Origin of the sequence: Amphibacillus marinus (assembly GCF_900110345.1) — a bacterium.
In the GTDB taxonomy this organism is placed as follows: Bacteria; Bacillota; Bacilli; order Bacillales; family Amphibacillaceae; genus Amphibacillus_D; species Amphibacillus_D marinus.
On sequence record NZ_FODJ01000004.1, the window covers coordinates 158,456 to 179,741 of the forward strand.

The following is a 21,286-nucleotide window of genomic DNA, read 5'->3' on the forward strand; positions in this document are numbered from 1 at the left end:
TAAATCAATAGCGAGGAGTATGTAACATGATTGTGTTAAAAAAAGATAAACATTCAGATTATCAAGCAATTAATGACAATGGCACTGTTAGTATTGGGAGATCGAGTCAAAGTAATCAAGATGGGTTTTCGCCAGTTGATTATTTGTGTAGCTCTGTTGCGCTATGTATGGGGCTTAATATTGATTCAATTACTGAGCGAGACAATCTTGATATATCTAGCTATACCATTGAGGTTTCTGCGACAAAAGCAGTTGATGCGCGTCCATCACGAATGGAGAAGCTTGACGTTAAAGTAGAACTTATTGGGAATATCGATGATAAAACAAGGAGTAAAGTTATTAAATCAGCAAAGCGAGGTTGTACAATTGGCAATACACTAGAGCATGGTGTTCCAATCAATTTAGTCTAACGATCGTAAGGCTTAGGAGGGGATTAAAGAATGAGAATCGTAACCTATAAGTTAAATAACAGTGCGGCAGATTATCGGATGGGCTTTATGCGCGGCGATAAGGTCGTTGATTTGGGTAAAGCGACTGAATATATGCAGGCACAGTTAAAACAGCCTGAGCGTACTTTTATTTGCCCAGCAGACCCTGTTTCATTTTATCAAGGCGGATTGTTAAACTTCGAACTAGCAAAGAAAGTAGAACAATTTTATCAAGCTAAGCATTTAAATGAATATTCGTTTTCGAGGCATGATGTTAAGCTGGGTCCACCTGTAACACGCCCAGAGAAAATCATTTGTATTGGCACCAATTATCGTGACCATGTTAAGGAAATGAAAAGTGAGGTGCCGCAACATCCTGTACTATTTGCTAAGTTTATTAATGCGCTGATTGGCCCGGATGATGAGATTGTCAAAAGTAAAAAAACAACTAAGCTTGATTATGAGGTTGAACTTGTCATTGTTATGGGTGCACAAGCAACGGATGTTGCAGAAACTGATGCGCTTAACTACATCGCAGGCTATACGATAGGTAATGATATTTCTGCACGGGATTTGCAAAAACGGACGCCACAATGGCTCCAAGGAAAATCACTTGATCGCTCGACGCCAATAGGACCTTGGCTGGTAACAGCAGATGAACTAGTAGATCCAGGTCATCTAAAGCTGACCTCAAAGGTAAATGGGTATGAGCGACAATCGGGTAATACCAATCAATTAATCTTTAATATTCCATATCTTATCTCTTTTATCTCCTCGTTAATGACGTTGGAGCCAGGTGATATTATTTTAACAGGTACGCCTGATGGAGTTGGCTTTGCGCAAAATCCACCAACTTTTTTACAAGTTGGTGATGAAGTTGAGCTTGAAATTGAAGGAATTGGTCTGTTGAAAAATAAAATTATTGAATGAACGTTGAGTGGGTGATATCAAATCATCCGCTTTTTTTGTTAAGTAAGTTCAGGAAGACTCTTGTTAGACAAGGGGGTTATTGCTTTATTTAAAATAATATGATAAATTATAAACCTATTAATCCTATAATTCATAGTTATATAGTAAGAATTTAAGGAGAGAGGTAAACAAGATGGGGAGAGAGTTTTTAGGTTTATTTGATAAATGGGCAGATGACTATGACAATACGGTTTCTGGGTTGGATAATGAATATCACGACGTATTCTTGCATTATGATCAAATTCTCGATCAAATTGTCAAGCAAGCTACAGGTGTTGTTGTAGAATTCGGTAGTGGAACAGGCAATCTGACGAAAAAACTACATGATGCTAACATGCAAGTTATTGCAATTGAGCCTTCTCCGGCAATGCGAGCCAAGGCATCAGAAAAAATACCGACTATCAATATCTATGATGGAGATTTTTTGAACTTTCCTGCGTTTGATAAAGAGATTGATACTATCGTGAGCTCCTATGCTTTTCACCATTTGACTGATGCAGAAAAGCAGGAGGCGATCGTAAAGTACAATCAACTACTTCCAGTTAATGGTCGAGTGGTGTTTGCTGATACGCTTTTTCAAGATGAGACTAAAAAGCAAGCTGCTATTGAAAAGGCGGAGTCAAATTTAGCTTATAATTTAGCACAAGATTTAAGAACAGAATATTATCCATTGCTGGAAACGTTAAGAAAAATCTTTATAGAAGCTGGATTTAGTGTTTCCTTCCAACAGATGAATGACTTTGCTTGGATTATCTTTGCTGAGAAGAAAAAGGAGGTTTAAAATATGGTTAAAAAAATGAATGTAGAAAGTTTTAATCTTGATCATACCAAAGTTAAAGCACCCTATGTCCGCTTAGTTGGGGTTACAACAGGGGTAAATGGGGATAAAGTTTATAAATATGATCTTCGCTTTAAACAGCCTAATGAAGCACACATGGAAATGCCCGGGTTGCATTCACTCGAGCATTTATTAGCAGAGAAGATTAGAGATCATTTGGACAATGTGTTAGATGTTGGGCCAATGGGTTGTCAAACTGGCTTTTACCTAGCAGTATTAAACAATGATAGCTATGATGACATTATTAAAGCATTAGCGGTAACGCTAGAAGATGTTATGATTGCGACTGAAGTTCCTGCGTGCAATGAAGTCCAATGCGGCTGGGCAGCCAGTCATAGCTTAATTGATGCGCAAGCAATTGCGCAAGAAATGTTAAACGAACGGTCTCAATGGTCGATTGTATTTAAAGAAGAGTGAGGCGTAAGAAATGGCGCGATTTGAGGATGTACATGAGACGATTGGTAATACACCATTAATTGAGCTTAAAAGCTTTCGACGAGAGAATGACGTAAGACTATTTGCGAAGCTTGAATATTTTAACCCGGGTGGAAGTGTAAAGGATAGATTAGGAAAAGCAATTGTTGAGCAGGCATTAGCAACAGGCCAGCTTAAACGAGGTGGGACCATAATTGAACCGACTGCTGGCAATACCGGCATTGGTTTAGCCTTAGCCGCTTTAAAGTACGATCTTAAGGTTATTTTTTGTGTGCCTGAGAAGTTTAGTATTGAAAAGCAAACGGTGATGAGAGCTTTAGGTGCTGAAATTGTCCAGACAGATTCCAGCCTCGGCATGCAGGGGGCAGTTATGCAGGCAAAGCATTTGAAGAAACAGTACCCTAATAGTTACTTGCCGCAACAATTTGAGAACCCTGCTAATCCTGAGGCCTATTATCAGTCACTGGCACCAGAAATTTGGAAAGAATTAGCTGGTAAAATTAATGTCTTTGTGGCAGGAGCGGGCACCGGGGGTACATTTGCAGGGACGGCGCGTTATTTGAAAGAAAAAAATTCGTTTATTAAAACGGTCATTGTCGAACCAGAGGGCTCTATTATTGCTGGTGGTCATTCAGGCCCACATAAAACCGAGGGGATTGGTATGGAAGTCATCCCGCCCTATATGAATCTTGATCATTTCGATGCCATTCATACAGTTCCAGATGCGCAAGCATTTGAACTCGTTGCTAAGCTGGCACGAAAGGAAGGCTTACTAGTTGGCAGTTCTTCTGGGGCGGCCATGCATGCTGCGCTTGAAGAGGCGAAGACTGCCCCGGCGCATAGCAATATTGTTACGGTTTTTCCTGATAGTAGTGAACGATATTTAAGTAAACAGATCTATGAAGGAGGTATTTAACATGCGTCAAAAAACGAAGATGGTGCATGGTGGTATTACGGGAGATGAACAAACTGGCGCTGTTTCCGTACCCATTTACCAAGTAAGCACTTATAAGCAGCCTGAAGCAGGCAAACATACTGGTTATGAATATTCAAGAACTGGGAATCCGACTCGCCATGCACTTGAAACGGTAATAGCAGACTTAGAAAATGGTTATGCCGGATTTGCCTTTGCTTCAGGAATGGCAGCCATTACTAGTGTGATGATGTTATTTAAGCCTGGTGACCATATTATTATTACTGATGATGTTTACGGTGGTTCGTACCGCCTGATCACAAAGGTTTTGATGAACTTTCAATTAAGCTATACATTTGTTAATACAGCGAATTTGAAAGAGATTGAAACAGCACTAAAACCTGAAACAAAGGCTATTTTTGTAGAAACACCAACAAACCCATTACTTAAAATTACCGATATTCAAGCTGTTTCTGAGCTTGCAGATCGGCAGGGATTAACAGTAATCGTGGATAATACCTTTGCAACACCTTATTTTCAAAACCCAATTGATTTAGGTGCGGATATCGTTGTTCATAGTGCAACTAAATATATAGGTGGTCACAGTGATGTTGTTGCAGGACTCGTTGTTGTTAATTCAGCAGAATTGGCAGATTCCGTTCACTTTATTCAAAACTCGGTTGGGGCTGTTCTGGGACCGCAAGATGCTTGGTTACTGATGAGAGGGATTAAAACACTTGGGCTTAGAATGGAGGCGATAGACCATAATGCAAGAAAGATTGCCGCTTTCTTGGCTGAGCATCAGTCGGTAAAGCAAGTGTATTATCCTGGGGATGTATCGCACAGTGGCTATGAGTTGGCAAGTAAGCAAGCCCGTGGCTATGGCGGGATGATTTCATTCGATGTAGGAAGTGAAGAAGCTGCTGACCGAGTCTTATCACAAGTAAAGTATTTTACTTTAGCGGAAAGCTTGGGTGCGGTAGAAAGCTTAATTTCTATTCCTGCTAAAATGACTCACGCCTCAATTCCAAGAGAAAGAAGACTAGCGTTGGGTATTGTAGATGGACTGATTAGAATTTCTGTTGGCATCGAGGATATTGATGATTTAATTGAAGATCTTACAGGGGCATTAGCATAAGTGATGAACAGAGCTTTTTAACGCTTGGTTAGTAATTAGCCAAGCGTTTTTTTATTGGCTAGAAATATATAGTGTACATAGAGTTGTATTTGTTGTTGATTGTAACAATAATTATAATTAATAGCCCTTGGTTTTAACTTAAGGTGAGATAACGTTTTACAGTTATTAAGTCAAAAATAACAGGTGGATGTTTAACCATAACTTATTGACAAGTTGCAAAAACAGAATTAAAATGTAAGTACAAATTTTAAAGCGCTTACAAAAGAGGTGGAAAATGGATAAGAAAAAAATAATTATTCTTTTAATAGCTTTACTAGGTCTCATAACTGCTTTCATATTTATTATTCAGATATCTGATGGATTTTTAGGAAAGGCTAGACTGAGAGAGGGGCAAGATAAAGTGACGGAATTCGCACTTGAGGATATTAATTTTAATGAAGTGTCCGTACATGATCCTTCAATTATTAAAGTTAATGATACCTTCTACGTATTTGGGACGCACATTGCAGCAGCAAAATCAGCTGATTTATTAAATTGGACACATTTCACTAATGGCTACACAACCCCTGATAACGTTCTGTATGGTGACCTTTCCGCTAACTTGGCGGAATCGTTTGCTTGGGCGGGAGAGAATGACGCTGATAGTTATGGGGGTTACTCGGTCTGGGCGCCAGAAATATTCTGGAATAATTATTATGTCAATGAAGATGGTACAACTGGTGCATTTATGCTTGTCTACAGTGCTTCATCAACCTATATCCGTTCAGCAATTGGCTTTGCAGTTGCTCAGAACATTGAAGGGCCGTATCAGTATGTTGATACATTAGTTTATTCAGGATTTACCGAGCATGAGAGCTATGACGAACGGAGCACGGTTAATAAGCGTTGGGATGAAACAAATATAGCCGCTCTAATTGAGCAAGATATGATAAATGAAAAAAACCCGAACTGGTTTACAAATGATGGTGAATACAATAACAGAGATTACCCCAATGCCATCGATGCCAATTTGTTTTTTGATGCTAATGAACGCTTAATGATGAGCTACGGTTCGTGGTCGGGTGGTATTTTCTTGCTTGAGCTTGATAAATCAACGGGGCGAGTCGTTCATCCAGGGGAAGATGGGGAAACTGCAGATGGGAGATTAATCGATCGCTATTTTGGCACCAAGATCTCTGGTGGGTATTATAAATCGGGTGAAGGCCCTTATATTCATTACGATCCTAACCATAATTACTATTATCTTTACGTTACCTATGGTTGGCTAGAAGCAGACGGTGCATACCACATGAGGCAATTCCGTTCCGACGCTCCCGATGGGCCTTATCTTGATGCGGCAGGTCAGCCTGCTGTGCTACCTGGTGATGTTAGTCATGCGGCTTTTGGAAATAAAATAATGGGTAATTTCTCTTTTGCCAGGGAGTTAGGTGAGCCGGGCTTTGGGCCTGGTCAAGGGTACATGTCTCCGGGACATAATTCTGTTTACTATAATGCTGAAACGGAAACATCTTATTTGGTTTTTCATACCAGATTTCCTAATCGTGGTGAAGCGCATGAGTTACGGATTCATCAACTGTTTATGAATCGAAATGGATGGCCAGTTGTCGCGCCAAAACGTTTCTCTGGTGAGGTTCTCAGTGATTCCTTTAAAACAGTGGATGTGCTCGGTGCTTATAAGTTCATTAATCATCAAAAGGATAATGATGCAAATGTGAAAGTCTCGCAAATAATTAATCTTCATGAGGATGGCACCATATCTGGGGCAATTGATGGGACATGGGCGCGTGACGGTTATTATACTGCCATAACCATTAATAATTTGACGTATGAAGGTGTGTTTGTTGAGACTTGGGATGAGGCGGCTAAGCAAATGGTCATGTCCTTTACTGCTCTGTCTGATAATGGGGTGTCGATTTGGGGAATGCAATCGCCGAGCGCAAATGCTACACCAGAGGATATTGTAGACCGTGTTGACAAGGCACTAACTATTGCTAATCAAGATCAAATTGTTTCAGACTTAACCCTAGCCACTACCGGGTTTGGCCAGACGACAATTGTGTGGGCATCGTCAAATGAAGCCGTTATCTCTACAGAGGGTATTGTTAATCGGCCGGTAGATCAGGATGTAAGCGTCACGTTGACAGCGACAATTACAAATGATGAGGTGTCAAAAAGCAAGTCATTTACATTAACTGTTCTTGCTGAACATGAGGTCGCGCTCACTGCTCACTATTCTTTTGAGGGTGATTTAGGAGATGAGACGGGGGTATGGGCAGATGGCGAGGTAATAGGTGAAAGAATTGGTTTGGAGGGTGGTAACTTAAGCTTTGAAGCAGGTGTTAGTGGCCAAGCAGCCTCATTTAATGGGGAATCGGGTATTGCATTACCAGATCAACTCATTAATTCGTCCGCATACACTGTTGCCTTTTGGGTTAACCCGACAACGTTAACGACTCATACACCAGCTTTTTTTGCTTCTACAAGCGAGCAGAACTGGCTTAGTATGGTGCCGTATGGCCACATAGGTGAGACCATGCTCTGGTCAGGAAGTGATGATTGGTATGATGCGCCAACAGGACTTCATATTAGGGAAAATCAGTGGTCTCACTTAGCATTTACTGTGGAAGGGGATACTGTAGCAGTATACGTTGATGGTGAACAACGATTTACCAGTAAGGGTTTAACAAATTATTTGACAGCTAATACCGGTTACTTTGCCTTGGGTGTCAACTATTGGGACCCGCCATATCAAGGTTTAATTGATGAATTAGTTATTTTTGAGGGTGCTTTATCTGAGCGAGCAATTGATACGCTCTATCAAGAGGTGGATCTACACTAGACACAATAAAGGACATTCACTTCAGCAGATAACCGCTACTTCATTAATCTTACGGACAGGAGTTGACAAAGGAATTTTGTCGTCTTTTCCCAGAGTGAAAAAGGCCTGCTCATTTTGTGAGTTTAGAATATGAAAAATAAACTGAATAAACATACATGCTTAACCATTAAATAACAAATATAGTCTAATAACAGCTAGTCATTAAGTTGGAAAAGAGAGGGAATGACCAATGAAGATTAAAGACGTACCAATAGTAGAGATTGAGGTAATAGGGGATCAGCAGCCGGCCTTGCCTACATCAGTAAAAGTAAATTTAGAAAATGATTTAGTCGCTTCTTTTCCGGTTGCTTGGGATAATCAAGTAAGTGCTAGTAATCCTGATATTGTATCAGGTGAATTAATTGTTGACGCTTATCCTACACCGTTTATTGAGCAGCGTGCAGATCCATACTTACTTAAACATGAGGATGGTTTTTACTACTTTACGGGTTCATATCCATTGTATGACAGGATTGTCCTAAGGCGAGCGCGTGAAATTAAAGACTTACCAAATGCTGAAGAAATTGTGATATGGGAAAAACATGAAGCTGGCGTGATGTCAGCGCATATTTGGGCACCAGAAATTCATTATATTAACGGCAAATGGTACATTCATTTTGCGGCGGGAGAGCATGATGATGTATGGGCTATTCGTCCGTATGTGTTGGAATGTGACTCAGCAAATCCTTTAACGGGTGAATGGAGAGAGAAAGGGCAGATAAATACCAATTTTCAAAGTTTTTCACTTGATGCAACAACTTTTGAGCATCAGCAGAAACGTTACCTTGTTTGGGCACAAAAGGTTGAAAATGATACCATTTCAAATCTGTATATTGGTGAAATGGAGAATCCTTGGACCATAAAAAATCAAGTGTTATTGTCAACACCTGAATATGCTTGGGAAAATAGTGTCCTCGCTGTAAACGAGGGAGCTTCCTTTTTGAAAGGGAATGGTAAGGTGTTTATTGTCTTTTCTGGTAATGCGACAGATCATAACTATGCCATGGGTTATCTGGAAGCGGATGAAGATGCCGATCTACTTGACCCAAGCGCTTGGACGAAGACAACGGAACCGATCTTTATTACATCAGAACAAACATCATTATACGGACCAGGACATAACAGTTTTTCAGTAGATGAACATGGTGAAACTATTATAATCTATCACGCGCGACCATACAAAGAGATTCAAGGAAATTCGTTGTACGATCATAATCGACATGCTTGCATTCAGCGCTTATTCTGGAATTATGATGGCAGCCCATATTTTGGTCAACCGGGTGACCAAGTTGAATCGACTAAGCAACGTGTTAAGGCAAGAGTTATTAGAAAATAGACAAAGAAATGAGTTCCTCATAACTTTTTTAATTAAAACAACGAGTATATGATAAATAATAGGTGCTTATCTATTTTTAGGATAGGTAAAAGATTGTAAAATCAATATCTGTACTTAGCGTATACTCGTTTAGAATTCAACAAAACAGTTTATATGTAATAGCTTTTAAACACGATGTCTTGTTTATGATTTCCAAATTTATCTCCGAAAAGGGTTACGCCTCCAACGTGCTCAGCATCTTTTTTAACCTCTATTCGAATTGTCCAACCATCTGTATTTGCATCCATATCGTCAATTGTTACATTCGAAAGCTTATCTCCATCCATATACGTGCCATGCGTAGTGATGCGTAATGTTTTTAATAGGCCGTATTGATTAATATTGTTGGGCCACCACTCAGGCGTGAGACTACCACGCGTGTCGGCAAAATCACCAGGGCTTTGCCATGTGCCAAGTTCAATATTATTTAAGCTAAATGTTATATCGGAAGGCCAAACTGAGTTCGAAAAAGGAAACTCAGAGGATATTTCAAAACTAATATCGATTTGCTTTAACTGATCATCTGCTTCAAGGTAATTTGGCAACTTGTATTCAATATAACCTTGCGTAAACCATAAAATTCCTGCTGTCACACGTTCAGGTGCTAAAAAATACTTGGATTGATCGACAGGACCAATAAAATCCTTATCTGATGCAAGTCCACAGGATGGCTGAACAGAGAAATTAGTATAATGACCGATTGGAACAGAGGTCTCATAGATTAGATAAGATTGTTGAATCTTCTTAGGAAAATTAATTTCAATATGATCTACTTTTAAAATAGATAGTCTTTGAATACCAGATTTACCAGGTACCTTCTCTGTTCGAATGATTCCTGCTATTTCAAGCTTTTCAACATGCTTTTTAACAATGGGACTACTAATTTGTAGCGCTTCAGACAGTTCCTTTAAGTTTAATTGCTGATCAGATAGTAATTGAATAATTTTTAAGCGAACAGGACTTGCTAAAGCGTTAAAAACGGGTAATGAATGATCATCAATATAGAGTTGCATGCGCCGCGTTCCTTTCTATTTGTAAATTAATAAAAATAAAAAACTGTGGTTTAGTTTGTAAAGACCACATGTTATCCAGTTTGATTAATAAAAAGATTAATCAAACTGTTTATTGATCTAAAATCCCTCTTTTAATCTTAACAAAAACATTAATTGAAAGCAAAAAAAACTAAGTGATTTACAATAGTGTTATTGACAACGCTTACATATACGTATATATTTATATGTAAATAGAGCGTTAACTTAGCTGTTCAAATTTAAAGTTAGAACGTAGATCATGATATATCAGGGGTGAGGAATGTGCTTTGCAAATGCAATGTTCAATTAATAGTAATGACAGTGTTTTTTTATCTAGCTAGTATACCGTTAGGACATATTGAAGTTACGGCAACTACAGAAGAGGCAGATGAACAGGCTGAAACTAATCTTACCGAATTAAATGAAATGAACAAAAGTAATGTTCAACAAGCGAATCGTTATAGCAATTATGTAGATGAGCTTGAAGCGCCTTACTACGATGGGCAGGTAATTGTTTATGATCAAATGGGTGAAGTAGAAGCTAGTCGTGTCATGACGTTTCAAGGGATCGAAGTTATTAAAGCTGACCAGGCTGAAACGACAACGTTCGTTATTAATGCCCCAGAAACAGCCTATTATCATCTAGGCTTTACCTATCAAATTGACGGATTTAGTGTACTGCCAACCCAGCTTGAGATGAAAGTTAATGGTACCTTCCCTTTCTATGAGATGCGTAATATTGTTTTTGAAAATGCTTGGAAAAATCCTGAAACGGTCCAGGTTGATAAGTATGGCAATGAGATTATTCCTCAACCAATTAAAATAGAAGACTGGCAACAGAAATATGTTATTGATTCAAGCTATCGCGATAGTCTACCATTTCTTATTAAGCTTGATCAAGGTGAAAATGAAGTGAGTTTAAAAATCACAGAAGGCAATTTACTTATACGTACAATTGAATTGGCTCCTAGAATAGAATTGCCCGACCATGAAGATGTGCAGGTTTCAGGCGATCATTATATTGAAGTTGAGGCTGCGAGTGAATTATTAAAACGAAACGATTCGTCAATTAGAGCAAATGCATCCTTTAACGTTAATTTATCACCAAGTAGTCGAAGTAAGCGTGTGTTAAATCATATTGATCCGGGTGCTTTTAAATCTGCAGGTGATAAGATTTACTATCAAATAGAAGTTCCCGAATCTGGTTATTATTATCTTGGTTTACATTATCAACAGAATGCCAAAGTCGACTTCCCAGTTTTTATGAATATTGAGATAAATGATGTAATACCCGTGCAAGCTTTACGTGATTATCCGTTTTCTTATGCGTCGCAGTACACGCATCATACGTTGAGTGATCATGCGGGTAAAGCGATACCTATTTATCTTGAAGCTGGATTAAATACAGTTAGCTATCAAATTACGCTTGAACCCATTAAAGCAACGCTAGAACGTGTTGAACAGCTAATTCAAGAAATTCAATCACTCTCATTGGAATTAACCAATTTAGTTGGACCAGAAGTTGATCGGCACCGAGATATTAACGTTGAGGTTTATATACCTGGAGTGACCGAACGGTTAATGAAATGGGCTGATGAATTAGCAAATTTATATGAGAGTGTAAAAGCATTTAATCCTAATCGGAATGAAATTGGTGCTTTCTCCGGTTTAACGATTGCTGAGCAACAGCTTAGAAGTTTAGCTGATCAAGTGGAGAAGCTTGCTCGTCGGAAAGCGGAATTATCAACAGGTGCTAACTCAGTAACAGCCTATTTAAGTAATTTGCTTCAGGATATGAATAACAATGGTATTGGTATAGATCAATTTTATCTCTATCAAGATGCAGCTGATATTCCTGTACAACCAAGCTTTTTGACTAGAATATGGGCAAATGTTGAGCGATTTTTCTATACATTTGGCGAGCAAGATTATCAGGTGAGTCAGGTTAATTCAGACCACCTGCAAGTATGGGTTAATCGCCCGAGACAATATGTTGAGATTATGCAACGTTTAATCGATGAAAGTTTTACAGCAGAAACGGGTATTGAAGTTGACTTATCACTTATGCCTGACCAAAACAAACTAATTTTAGCTAACGCAGCTGGAGAAGCACCTGATGTTGCGCTGGGTGTTAATTATGCACTTCCTTTTGAAGTTGGTATTAGGGGAGCATTAAAAGATCTGACTGAGTTTGCCGATTTTCACGAAGTATCTCGTGATTTTGCACCTGGCATGCTTGTGCCGGCCATGATTGGTAATAGTATTTATGCATTACCAGATACAATGAATTTTTGGGTTATGTTTTACCGAGAAGATATCCTAGCAGAGCTGGATTTAGCAATTCCAGATACTATTGAAGAAGTACGATCTTATTTGCCAGAACTTCAGCGACGTGGCATGAACTTTTTCTATCCTACAGCTGGTATGCCGGGAATGAAAATATTTGCCGGAACGATGCCGCTTATCTATCAGAGTGGTGGTCAGCTTTATGGGGAAACGATTCATCGAACACGTTTAAATGAAAATGAGGCAATCGAAGGTATGCGTTTGCTTACTGATCTTTTTACCATTTACAATGTTCCTTATGATGTGCCGAGTTTTTATCAACAGTTTAGGGATGGATCTATTCCAATTGGAATATCAGATTACTATATGTACAATTTAATTCTTAATGCAGCACCAGAGATTGCTAACGTTTGGGATATTGCGTTAGTACCAGGAATTGAAAATGAGACAGGTGAAATTGAACGATGGTCAACCGGGGGAGCAGAAAGCAATATGATTTTTGAAGACACAGCAAATTCTGAAGAAGCATGGGCTTTTCTAAAGTGGTGGTCATCAACTGAAGTTCAGGTAGCCTTTGGAAATACCTTGCAGACCACTTATGGACCAGAATACATGTGGAATACCGCCAATTTATCTGCTTATGCAGATTTACCATGGGCAAGTAGCCATAAAAATGTTGTGTTAGAACAAGCTGAGTGGATTGCGGAAGTTCCTCGTGTACCTGGTAGTTACTTATTAGAACGAGAGTTGAGTAATGCTTATAATGCAGTTGTGCTGGATGGCGATAATTTACGAACAGCTATTGACTTGGCAAGTAAGCGTATTAATCGAGAAACGGTGCGTAAGCTTGAAGAATTTGGGTTTATGGAAAACGGTCAGGTAATTGATCCTTATCTGAATCCAGAATTACGTATTGAAGAGCTATGGGAGGATTAAGTATGAAGGGAAACAAGAAAAATCCATATCTTTTTCTATTGCCGTATCTTTCACTATTTACACTATTTATCATTGTACCTGTTTTAATGGCGATTTTTCTATCATTTACTAATTTTAACACAATTGAAGCGCCAGATTTTATCGGCTTTCTGAATTACATTAATTTAATAACACAAGATGAAATTTTTATGCAATATGTTCTACCAAATACTATTTTATTTGCTGTTATTGTTGGGCCGGGGGGTTATATTTTATCGTTTATTCTGGCTTGGATACTTGCCCAACTTACCCGCATACCACGAACAATTTTCGCTTTGATCTTCTATTCGCCATCAATGACAGCTGGTATTGCTATGGCAGTAGTTTGGCGCGTTATTTTCAGTGGTAATCAGTTAGGCTATGCCAACAATATTTTAATGAATATGGGTGTTATTACGGAGCCAATCATCTGGCTTCAGGATACACGCTATATCTTACTTATTATGATTGTTGTCGCGCTCTGGAGTAGCATGGGGGTAGGGTTTCTCGCAATGATGTCAGGTGTACTAAATATTGATGAGTCATTGTATGAAGCTGGTGCTATTGATGGGGTTAAAAATCGTTTTCAGGAACTCATCTACATCACCATTCCATCGATGAGACCGCAAATGCTTTTTGGCGCAGTTATGGCTATTGTAGGTACTTTCTCTTCAGGTGCTGTTGGTGTCCAATTAACAGGAGCTAATCCAACGCCGTCTTATGCCGGTCAATTAATGGTTAATCACATTGAAGATTACGGCTTTATCCGTTTTGAAATGGGCTATGCTGCTGCCTTATCTGTTATTTTATTGCTCATTATTTACCTGTTTGCCTATATTTCTAAAAAATTGTTTAGTGAAACTTAAGAAAGGAATGATGAGATGGCTTTCAAAAGTAGCGGTATAAATCCTAAGCGGTTTCACCGTAGCCAGCTAAAATTTTATATATTTTTAGTGCCATTTTCCATATTTATGGCGCTTCCGATTGTTTTTATTGTCAATCATGCATTTAAGCCACTTGATGAGCTTTATGCTTTTCCGCCAAGATTCTTTGTTCAGCAACCAACAACAGAGAATTTTCGTAACCTGTTTCAATTAGCTGAATCATCGGGTATCCCTCTAAGTCGCTATTTGTTTAACAGTATATTTGTTACCGTTTTGGTTGTTATCCTGTCTATTGCCTTGTCTACCTTAGCGGGTTATGCATTATCCAAAAAACAGTTTAAAGGGAAGAAATTGTTACTTGAAATGAATAACACGGCTTTAATGTTCGTGCCAATCGCTGTTATGATTCCAAGGTTTTTAACGGTATCATTAATAGGTATTGAAGATACGTTTTTGGCCCATATTTTACCGTTAATTGCAATGCCAGTCGGATTGTTTCTTATTAAACAATTTATTGATCAAATTCCCGACTCATTGATAGAAGCAGCTGTAATGGACGGCGCTAACGATTTAAAGATTTATTGGAAAATCATCTTGCCTTTAATTAAACCGGCAATTGCTACTGCTGCGATCCTAGCATTTCAACTCGTATGGAATGATTTAGAAACATCAACACTTTACACAACGAGTGAGAATATGCGAACCCTTGCATTTTTTATGAGCACGCTGGCAGCACAAACAAATGTTGTAGTTGGTCAAGGGATGGCAGCAGTTGCCTCGCTTATTATGTTCGTACCTAACTTAGTGCTGTTTATCATTTTACAAAGCAAGGTCATGAATACAATGGCGCATTCTGGATTGAAGTAGGTGTTAATGATGAAACGACTAAAAAGAATAGCGTTGCTTTTGCTAATAGGATTTACTTTGTTTTTGTCCATTGTTCCAATAACTAAAGCAAATACAGCTTACCGAACTTTTACCGAAGACGGCTATGGACGTTATGTTGAAACCCAAACGGCATACATGGTAACAGAAACCATTGTTAAATTCGGCGACGAAATCTTTTCACAAGCTCAAGATATGAAAATAGGCGCAGATGGTTTAATTTATTTAGCCGATACCGGAAATGGGCGGATTGTTGTCGGGAATGCGCAAGGAGATTTAGTTAGCGTGTTCGGTGAGGAAGAATTATCACGTCCAACCGGTCTGTTTATCTCGCATGATGACAAAATATATGTAGCAGATGAATCAAACGCACACGTATATGTCTATTCAATTGAAGGTAATCTTCTTCAAGCTTTTGGGCGACCAGAAAGTATTTTGTTTGGTGAGCATGCAAATTTTACTCCGCTAAAGGTAGCTGTTGACCAAAGGGATAACATTTACATTATTTCGCGTGGTAACTCAAATGGTATTATTCAAATAAATGCGAATACGGGACAGTTTCTAGGCTATTTTGCACCGAATGCAACTGCGGTAACTCCGATGACGGTATTTAGGCGGGCTATTTTTAACGATGAACAATTAAGCCGGATGATTGATATTGTGCCTCCTACATCAACAAATATAAGTATTGATGATCGTGGCTTAGTCTATTCAGTTTCGCAAGGTGAACGGGTACAAGCAATTAGAAAGTTAAATGTCGCCGGGCAAAATATCCTTCAAACGCGTGTGGCAGACGCTTTTCCAGCCGCTGTTGAGGTGGGTTCACTCGATAATATCTTTGTCGCAAGTGAAGACGGTTTCATTTATGAATATACCAGTGAAGGAAATTTATTGTTTGTCTTCGGTGGACAGGATGATGGTCGTCAACGGGTTGGCTTATTTCGTAGACTGTCATCAATAGCGGTTGATCAAAATGATCGTATTTACGCCCTTGATCAAGATCGTAATCAAATTCAAATTTTTCAACCAACTGAGTTTGCTAATCTAGTCCATACATCATTAGAACTTTATCAAAATGGTGATTATCAAGCAAGTAAGGAACCGTGGGAGGAAGTTATTCGCCTTAATAGTCTCTTTGATTTTGCCTATTTGGGTTTAGGTGAAGCCTTGTTTAAAGAAGAGGATTACGCAGAAGCGCTCACCTCTTTTAGGCAGGCGAAATACCATGAAGGATACTCTGATGCCTTCTGGGAAATTCGTAATGATTGGCTGAGAGAGAATTTAGTATCCGTTATTGTTAGCTTAGTAGTCATTACGATAGTAGTTAGGATCTTAACGTTAATTGAGAAGAGGTATCATATTTGGTTGCGCTTTCTCCAGCGGATTAAGAAACGCTACAACCTAACTTTTCTTGAAGATGTTGTTTTTATGAAACAAATGATTCGTCATCCACTTAATAGCTTTTACAGTATTCAATATGAAGGAAAAGGAAGTATGTGGTCGGCTAGTTTTTGGTTGTTCGTAATTTATCTTCTTTTTATTATGGAAAAGTATTTCTCGGGATTTATCTTTACTTATGTAAGAGATGGCGAATACACGTTAGGTATGGACTCAATCATGTTCTTTGGCGTAACCGCGCTTGTACTGGGGTCGAACTATTTAATTACGACTATTAATGAAGGTGAAGGAAAGTTCAAACATGTATTTACAGCCTTTGTCTATGCCTTTGCCCCTTATTTTTTCTTTAAACCATTTATTATTTTAATAAGCAATGTCTTAACTTATAATGAGGCGTATTTATTAGGGTTGGCAAACACAATCGTTTATGTCTGGATTGCTGTACTTGTTTTCCTGATGATTAAAGAGATAAATGACTACACCATCCGTGAAACGTTCAAGATAATATTCTTGACATTATTCTTAATGATCATTGCCATACTTTTCTTATTTATTATTTACATTTTAGTTGTACAGATGTTTCAATTTATTGTATCAGTCTTCAATGAGGGGGTGTATCGCATTGAAAACCGTTAAACCAATGCGTTTAATTAAACTAATTCTATTCATTGGCTTGGTCAGCTGGTTCGCTGTCTTTCTCTTGACTGGTGATCAAGAAGATATGGAAATCACTGGGCCACAAACGCCGATTGATATTGAGCCTGACCAAGAAGCTGGTGTGGATAGTGAAGATGGGCAAGCACCTCCAATTGAAGAGCCTGAACAGGTTGAACTTGATGAAGAAGAGCTTGAGGAGCTACTTGAAGAACAAGAGGGGTTGGCTTTAGTACTTGATACTAAACAAGATGCAATTAATGGGCACCCATTTTTCATTGAAAATGAGAACTACGAGTTGTATTTAAAAGAGGAGAATCTATCTATTATTCTAAGAGAAAAGGAATCAGGAGCGTTGATGTACTCTACTGTAGATGAGCCAATTGGTAGTAATGAAACTTGGCAAAATTTCACCCAATCAGGCATTGTGATGGAGTACCTAGTTGGAACAAATATTGTGGTATACCGCGCCGATATGTATTCTGAAAATCCGGATAAAATGGTGACGCGTACTGCAGATGGTTTTGAAGCAGATATTTACTATCCTGAGCTTGAAATTGGCTTTAAAGTAAGCGTGACTTTAACTGATTTAGGTATAACGGTAGATGTTCCTCAAGATCAAATTGTGGAGGAGAACGATCGTTATCGCATGGCTAGTCTCTATGTCTATCCGTTCTTAGGTCACACTCTCTTAGGCGATCGAGACGGTTACATGTTTATTCCCGATGGATCAGGTGCTTTAATCCATCTTGATGATAAAGATGGAAAATACTCACAACCGTATTCGGCAATGATTTACGGAGAGAATGCTGGTATCGACGATCCATTTGTACTCTCATTATTTAATAACATGGATCCCTTCAATGATCCTGAGCAAATTATTGCGCCGGTATTTGGGATGGTTCACACCGATAATCAGCTAGGCTATTTAGGGATTATTGAAGAGGGTCAATTTAGTGCGCGATTAGAGGCATATCCGAACGGTGCCATTCTTCCGTACAACTGGATTACACCAAAGTTCATTTATCGTCAAGTGTATAATCAACCAACAAGCCAAGATACAGGGACGATGGTTGTTAGACAGCGTAATCGAAACGACTTTGATATTCGTGTTCATTATCAATTTGTTGCTAATGAACGAGCAACTTATTTAGGTCTAGCTGAACGATATCGTGATTATTTATTAGCAAATAACTTAATTGAATCTAAAGAAGATGAATTCAAGCTTAGGGTTGATTTATTAGGTGCTGAGGTTGAGCAAGGCTTGTTGTTTAAAAGTAATGTGCCGATGACAACTTATTCACAAGCGTATGATATTTTAACAGACTTAAAGGGGCGAGGGGCTTCAAACATTATGTCTGTCTATAAGGGCTGGCAGGATAAAGGACTTCATGGTGGTTTGCCAATTCGATCATTTGATCCAGAAGCTACCTTGGATGACGGCACAAGCTTAACTACCTTACTAACTGAGTTAGCGGACGAATCAATTGATTTGTTTCTCTATCATGATGGACTGCGCATTAATATGGAAGAGTTAGGAACAAGTCGCCACCGCGTTATGAAGAAATTTAATAAGCGTACCTATAACGAAGAGGTTTTTGGTAAGGTTTATCGAGAATTCAATTACTTGCATCCACAAGCGACTATTAATGTCATGACAGATGTGCTAATAGATTACCAAAATGAAGAAATTGATAATGTGCTAATAAGTGGTATTTCCAACACGTTATTCTCGTATAGCGAAGGCAATCGGGAGTTAGATCGTTTATCAACCAAAAATCATTATCGATCAATTATAGAGCAATATTCAGAATCGCTTAACCTGCTTCTCGAGCAACCATTTGCTTATTTGTGGGACCAAACGGAGGCAATTATTGATTTACCATCTCGGTCATCAAATTATGTTTTTGTTGACGAGGATATTCCATTTATTGCATTGACTTTAAAAGGGGTTATGCCAATGTATGGGGAATACGTTAATTTTCAGGCAAATCAAGCTGCTTTCTTTTTACAAATGATTGAACAGGGCTTACATCCTTCGTTTCTCATTACCCATGAAAGTCCTGCCGAGTTAATTAACACAAATGCATCTTATATTTATAGCTCGCAATATGAACGCTATCAGGAAATGATTCCATCCTATTATGAAGAATTAGAGCAAGTACATGCAGCTGTCGTTGGCGCAGTTATTGTCGATTATCAGCGTTCTGGATCAATAACTAAAGTTAGTTATGAGAATGGAGTAGACATTTACGTCAATTATAGTGATGTCGAAGGCAGTCTTGATGGAGTTATGATTGAAGGCTTGTCCTATAAGGTGGTGAATGATTGGTGAAGATGAAACGCGAAACGTTATATGGCTATTTGTTTATTTTACCTTGGCTAATTGGCTTTCTTAGTTTAGTGCTTTATCCAATGATCCAATCGTTTTACTTTAGTATGAATGATATGCGCATCACACCGCATGGCCTTCAATTTGTTTATGCAGGCTTTAACAACTTCCTTAATGTGTGGTTACAAGACATGTTTTTTATTCAAGAGCTAATGGCTTTTGCATTAGATACCTTTATTCGAGTGCCAGTCATTGTCGTCTTCGCGTTAGTTATTGCTATGCTCCTTAATCAAGATGTCAGATTTAAAGGATTATTTAGAACCATTTTCTTTTTACCTGTTATTGTGGCAAGTGGTCCAGTCATTAGTCAGTTGGTTGATCAGGGCGCTACGGCAATTCCTATGTTAAACCAAGATATTATTATGAGCATTCTAAATGCATTGTTTCCGACTTGGTTTGCTGGTGTGTTGAGTAATTTATTTAATGAAATTATAACCATTCTGTGGTATTCCGGTGTGCAAATCTTACTTTTTCTAGCTGTGTTACAGAAAATTGATCCTAATTTATATGAAGCAGCTAAAATTGATGGTGGGTCAAGCTGGGAGTGTTTTTGGAAGATTACGTTGCCAACGATTAAACCATTAATTTTAATTAATTTGATTTACACGCTTGTTTCGCTGGCGAATAGCGGCCAAAATCCAATTATTAATTTAATTTATGCCAACATGTTTAATGCGACGCGCGGGTATGGCTTTGCTTCAGCGATGGCTTGGATGTATGCCGTTATTATTGTGCTTATGTTAGGTATTCTATTATTAGCGTTTCGCGAGAAGAAAGTGAAAAAGCGTTAGGAAAGGAGGGGTGTGCGATGGCGACAAAACAAGCAACACGACTAATGAATGTGTTAAGAAATGATCAAATGGATGCTAAGGAAAAGTTGCATCTCGTTCGTTTAAAGTTGCACCATATTCTATTTGGATTTAATGACCGGAAAGGTCTCTTGCTTAAACTTGTCATATATATGCTGTTATTAGGAATTGGCTTTGTTTACTTGTATCCAATACTCTATATGTTTATAACAAGTATGAAGTCATTAAATGATCTGTTAGATATGGCTATTAATTGGATTCCATCAAGCTTTTACACTCAGAATTACCAACAAGCCTATTCTGTTTTAAATATTAGACCGGCATTATTAGGCAGTATACAAATTGCTTTGTTTCCAACGATTTTACAAGTGGTTGTGTCTGCTACAGTAGGTTATGGCTTTGCTCGGTTTAACTTTCCTCTTAAGCGTCTGTGGTTTGGATTAATGTTATTTAGCTTCATTATTCCACCACAAATCTTAATGATGCCAACCTATCGCTTGTTTAGTGAACTTGGTTTGACGGGTTCACTGAGCGCTTTTACAGTCCCCGCTGGTCTGGGACAAGGGTTAAATAGTACAATATTTATCCTGATTTTTTACCAGTTTTTTAAGCAAACACCGAAATCGTTGTATGAAGCAGCTGAAGTTGATGGCGCTAACCAGTTGGTAAGTTTCTTTAGAATAGCCATTCCAATGGCTGTTCCTGCATTTATTGTTGCTTTCTTGTTTTCGTTTGTTTGGTATTGGAATGAAACGTATTTAACAACGCTCTATTTAACCAGCTCGTCAACAGATATTACGACTATTCTTATTCAACTGCAACAATTTGAAACGAACTATCAGTCGTTATACCCAACTACTGAGGCGAGTCCGAATAGAATTAATGAAGGAATCAAAATGGCAGGGACTGTTATTAGTATTTTACCGTTACTTGCGACTTACTTTTTTCTACAGCGTTACTTTGTTGAAAGTGTTGATAACACAGGTATTACCGGTGAATAATCACCGTAATATAAATTT

Annotated in this window: 16 protein-coding genes; 15 read left to right on the forward strand and 1 reads right to left on the reverse strand. The window is 38.5% G+C overall.

The annotated features are described in order from the left end of the window. Positions 1–26 precede the first annotated feature (26 nt). From BM000_RS07830 to BM000_RS07865, 8 genes are all read left to right on the forward strand, one after another. Entirely contained in the window at positions 27–410 is a 384-nt protein-coding gene (locus BM000_RS07830) for an OsmC family protein (RefSeq protein ID WP_091496581.1), read from the forward strand. A gap of 30 nt (positions 411–440) precedes the next feature. Then, positions 441–1,358, forward strand: coding sequence for a fumarylacetoacetate hydrolase family protein (locus BM000_RS07835; protein WP_091496583.1), 918 nt, complete (start codon positions 441–443; stop codon positions 1,356–1,358). Between the two features lie 172 nt (positions 1,359–1,530). After that, positions 1,531–2,178 (forward strand): class I SAM-dependent methyltransferase, encoded by a 648-nt coding sequence (locus BM000_RS07840; RefSeq protein WP_091496587.1) that lies wholly within the window; start codon positions 1,531–1,533, stop codon positions 2,176–2,178. 3 nt (positions 2,179–2,181) lie between these two features. Next, on the forward strand, positions 2,182–2,652 hold the full coding sequence (locus BM000_RS07845; protein ID WP_091496591.1) for an S-ribosylhomocysteine lyase: 471 nt from the start codon (positions 2,182–2,184) through the stop codon (positions 2,650–2,652). Positions 2,653–2,662: 10 nt separating this feature from the next. Further along, positions 2,663–3,586, forward strand: coding sequence for a PLP-dependent cysteine synthase family protein (locus tag BM000_RS07850; RefSeq protein WP_091496594.1), 924 nt, complete (start codon positions 2,663–2,665; stop codon positions 3,584–3,586). A 1-nt stretch (position 3,587) separates the two neighbouring features. After that, the gene (locus BM000_RS07855) at positions 3,588–4,721 is read left to right on the forward strand and encodes a bifunctional cystathionine gamma-lyase/homocysteine desulfhydrase (RefSeq protein WP_091496597.1); all 1,134 of its coding nucleotides are present in this window, start codon (positions 3,588–3,590) and stop codon (positions 4,719–4,721) included. Positions 4,722–4,995: 274 nt separating this feature from the next. Continuing rightward, positions 4,996–7,560 (forward strand): LamG-like jellyroll fold domain-containing protein, encoded by a 2,565-nt coding sequence (locus BM000_RS07860; protein WP_091496600.1) that lies wholly within the window; start codon positions 4,996–4,998, stop codon positions 7,558–7,560. 229 nt (positions 7,561–7,789) lie between these two features. Next, the gene (locus BM000_RS07865; protein WP_091496603.1) at positions 7,790–8,935 is read left to right on the forward strand and encodes a family 43 glycosylhydrolase; all 1,146 of its coding nucleotides are present in this window, start codon (positions 7,790–7,792) and stop codon (positions 8,933–8,935) included. Positions 8,936–9,084: 149 nt separating this feature from the next. Here BM000_RS07865 and BM000_RS07870 read toward each other — a convergent pair whose 3' ends face one another. Next, positions 9,085–9,987, reverse strand: coding sequence for an ArsR/SmtB family transcription factor (locus tag BM000_RS07870; protein ID WP_091496606.1), 903 nt, complete (start codon positions 9,985–9,987; stop codon positions 9,085–9,087). 300 nt (positions 9,988–10,287) lie between these two features. Between BM000_RS07870 and BM000_RS07875 the strand changes: the two genes are divergently transcribed. Genes BM000_RS07875 through BM000_RS07905 form a run of 7 tightly spaced genes read left to right on the forward strand, consistent with a single transcriptional unit; the run spans position 10,288 to position 21,268 of the window. Further along, positions 10,288–13,227 carry an extracellular solute-binding protein gene (locus BM000_RS07875; protein ID WP_091496609.1) on the forward strand — a complete coding sequence of 980 codons (2,940 nt, stop codon included), beginning with the start codon at positions 10,288–10,290 and terminating at the stop codon, positions 13,225–13,227. Between the two features lie 2 nt (positions 13,228–13,229). Further along, entirely contained in the window at positions 13,230–14,111 is an 882-nt protein-coding gene (locus tag BM000_RS07880; RefSeq protein WP_091496611.1) for a carbohydrate ABC transporter permease, read from the forward strand. 15 nt (positions 14,112–14,126) lie between these two features. After that, the gene (locus BM000_RS07885) at positions 14,127–14,996 is read left to right on the forward strand and encodes a carbohydrate ABC transporter permease (RefSeq protein WP_091496613.1); all 870 of its coding nucleotides are present in this window, start codon (positions 14,127–14,129) and stop codon (positions 14,994–14,996) included. A 6-nt stretch (positions 14,997–15,002) separates the two neighbouring features. Next, positions 15,003–17,048 carry a YIP1 family protein gene (locus BM000_RS07890; protein WP_143063910.1) on the forward strand — a complete coding sequence of 682 codons (2,046 nt, stop codon included), beginning with the start codon at positions 15,003–15,005 and terminating at the stop codon, positions 17,046–17,048. Continuing rightward, the gene (locus BM000_RS07895; protein WP_091496617.1) at positions 17,035–19,401 is read left to right on the forward strand and encodes a DUF5696 domain-containing protein; all 2,367 of its coding nucleotides are present in this window, start codon (positions 17,035–17,037) and stop codon (positions 19,399–19,401) included. Before BM000_RS07890 ends, BM000_RS07895 begins: the two co-directional genes overlap by 14 nt. A 2-nt stretch (positions 19,402–19,403) precedes the next feature. Continuing rightward, a complete protein-coding gene (locus BM000_RS07900) occupies positions 19,404–20,249 on the forward strand; it encodes a carbohydrate ABC transporter permease (RefSeq protein WP_245751612.1) in 846 nt (281 codons plus the stop codon). A 17-nt stretch (positions 20,250–20,266) separates the two neighbouring features. Next, a complete protein-coding gene (locus BM000_RS07905) occupies positions 20,267–21,268 on the forward strand; it encodes a carbohydrate ABC transporter permease (protein WP_245751607.1) in 1,002 nt (333 codons plus the stop codon). Positions 21,269–21,286 lie beyond the last annotated feature (18 nt).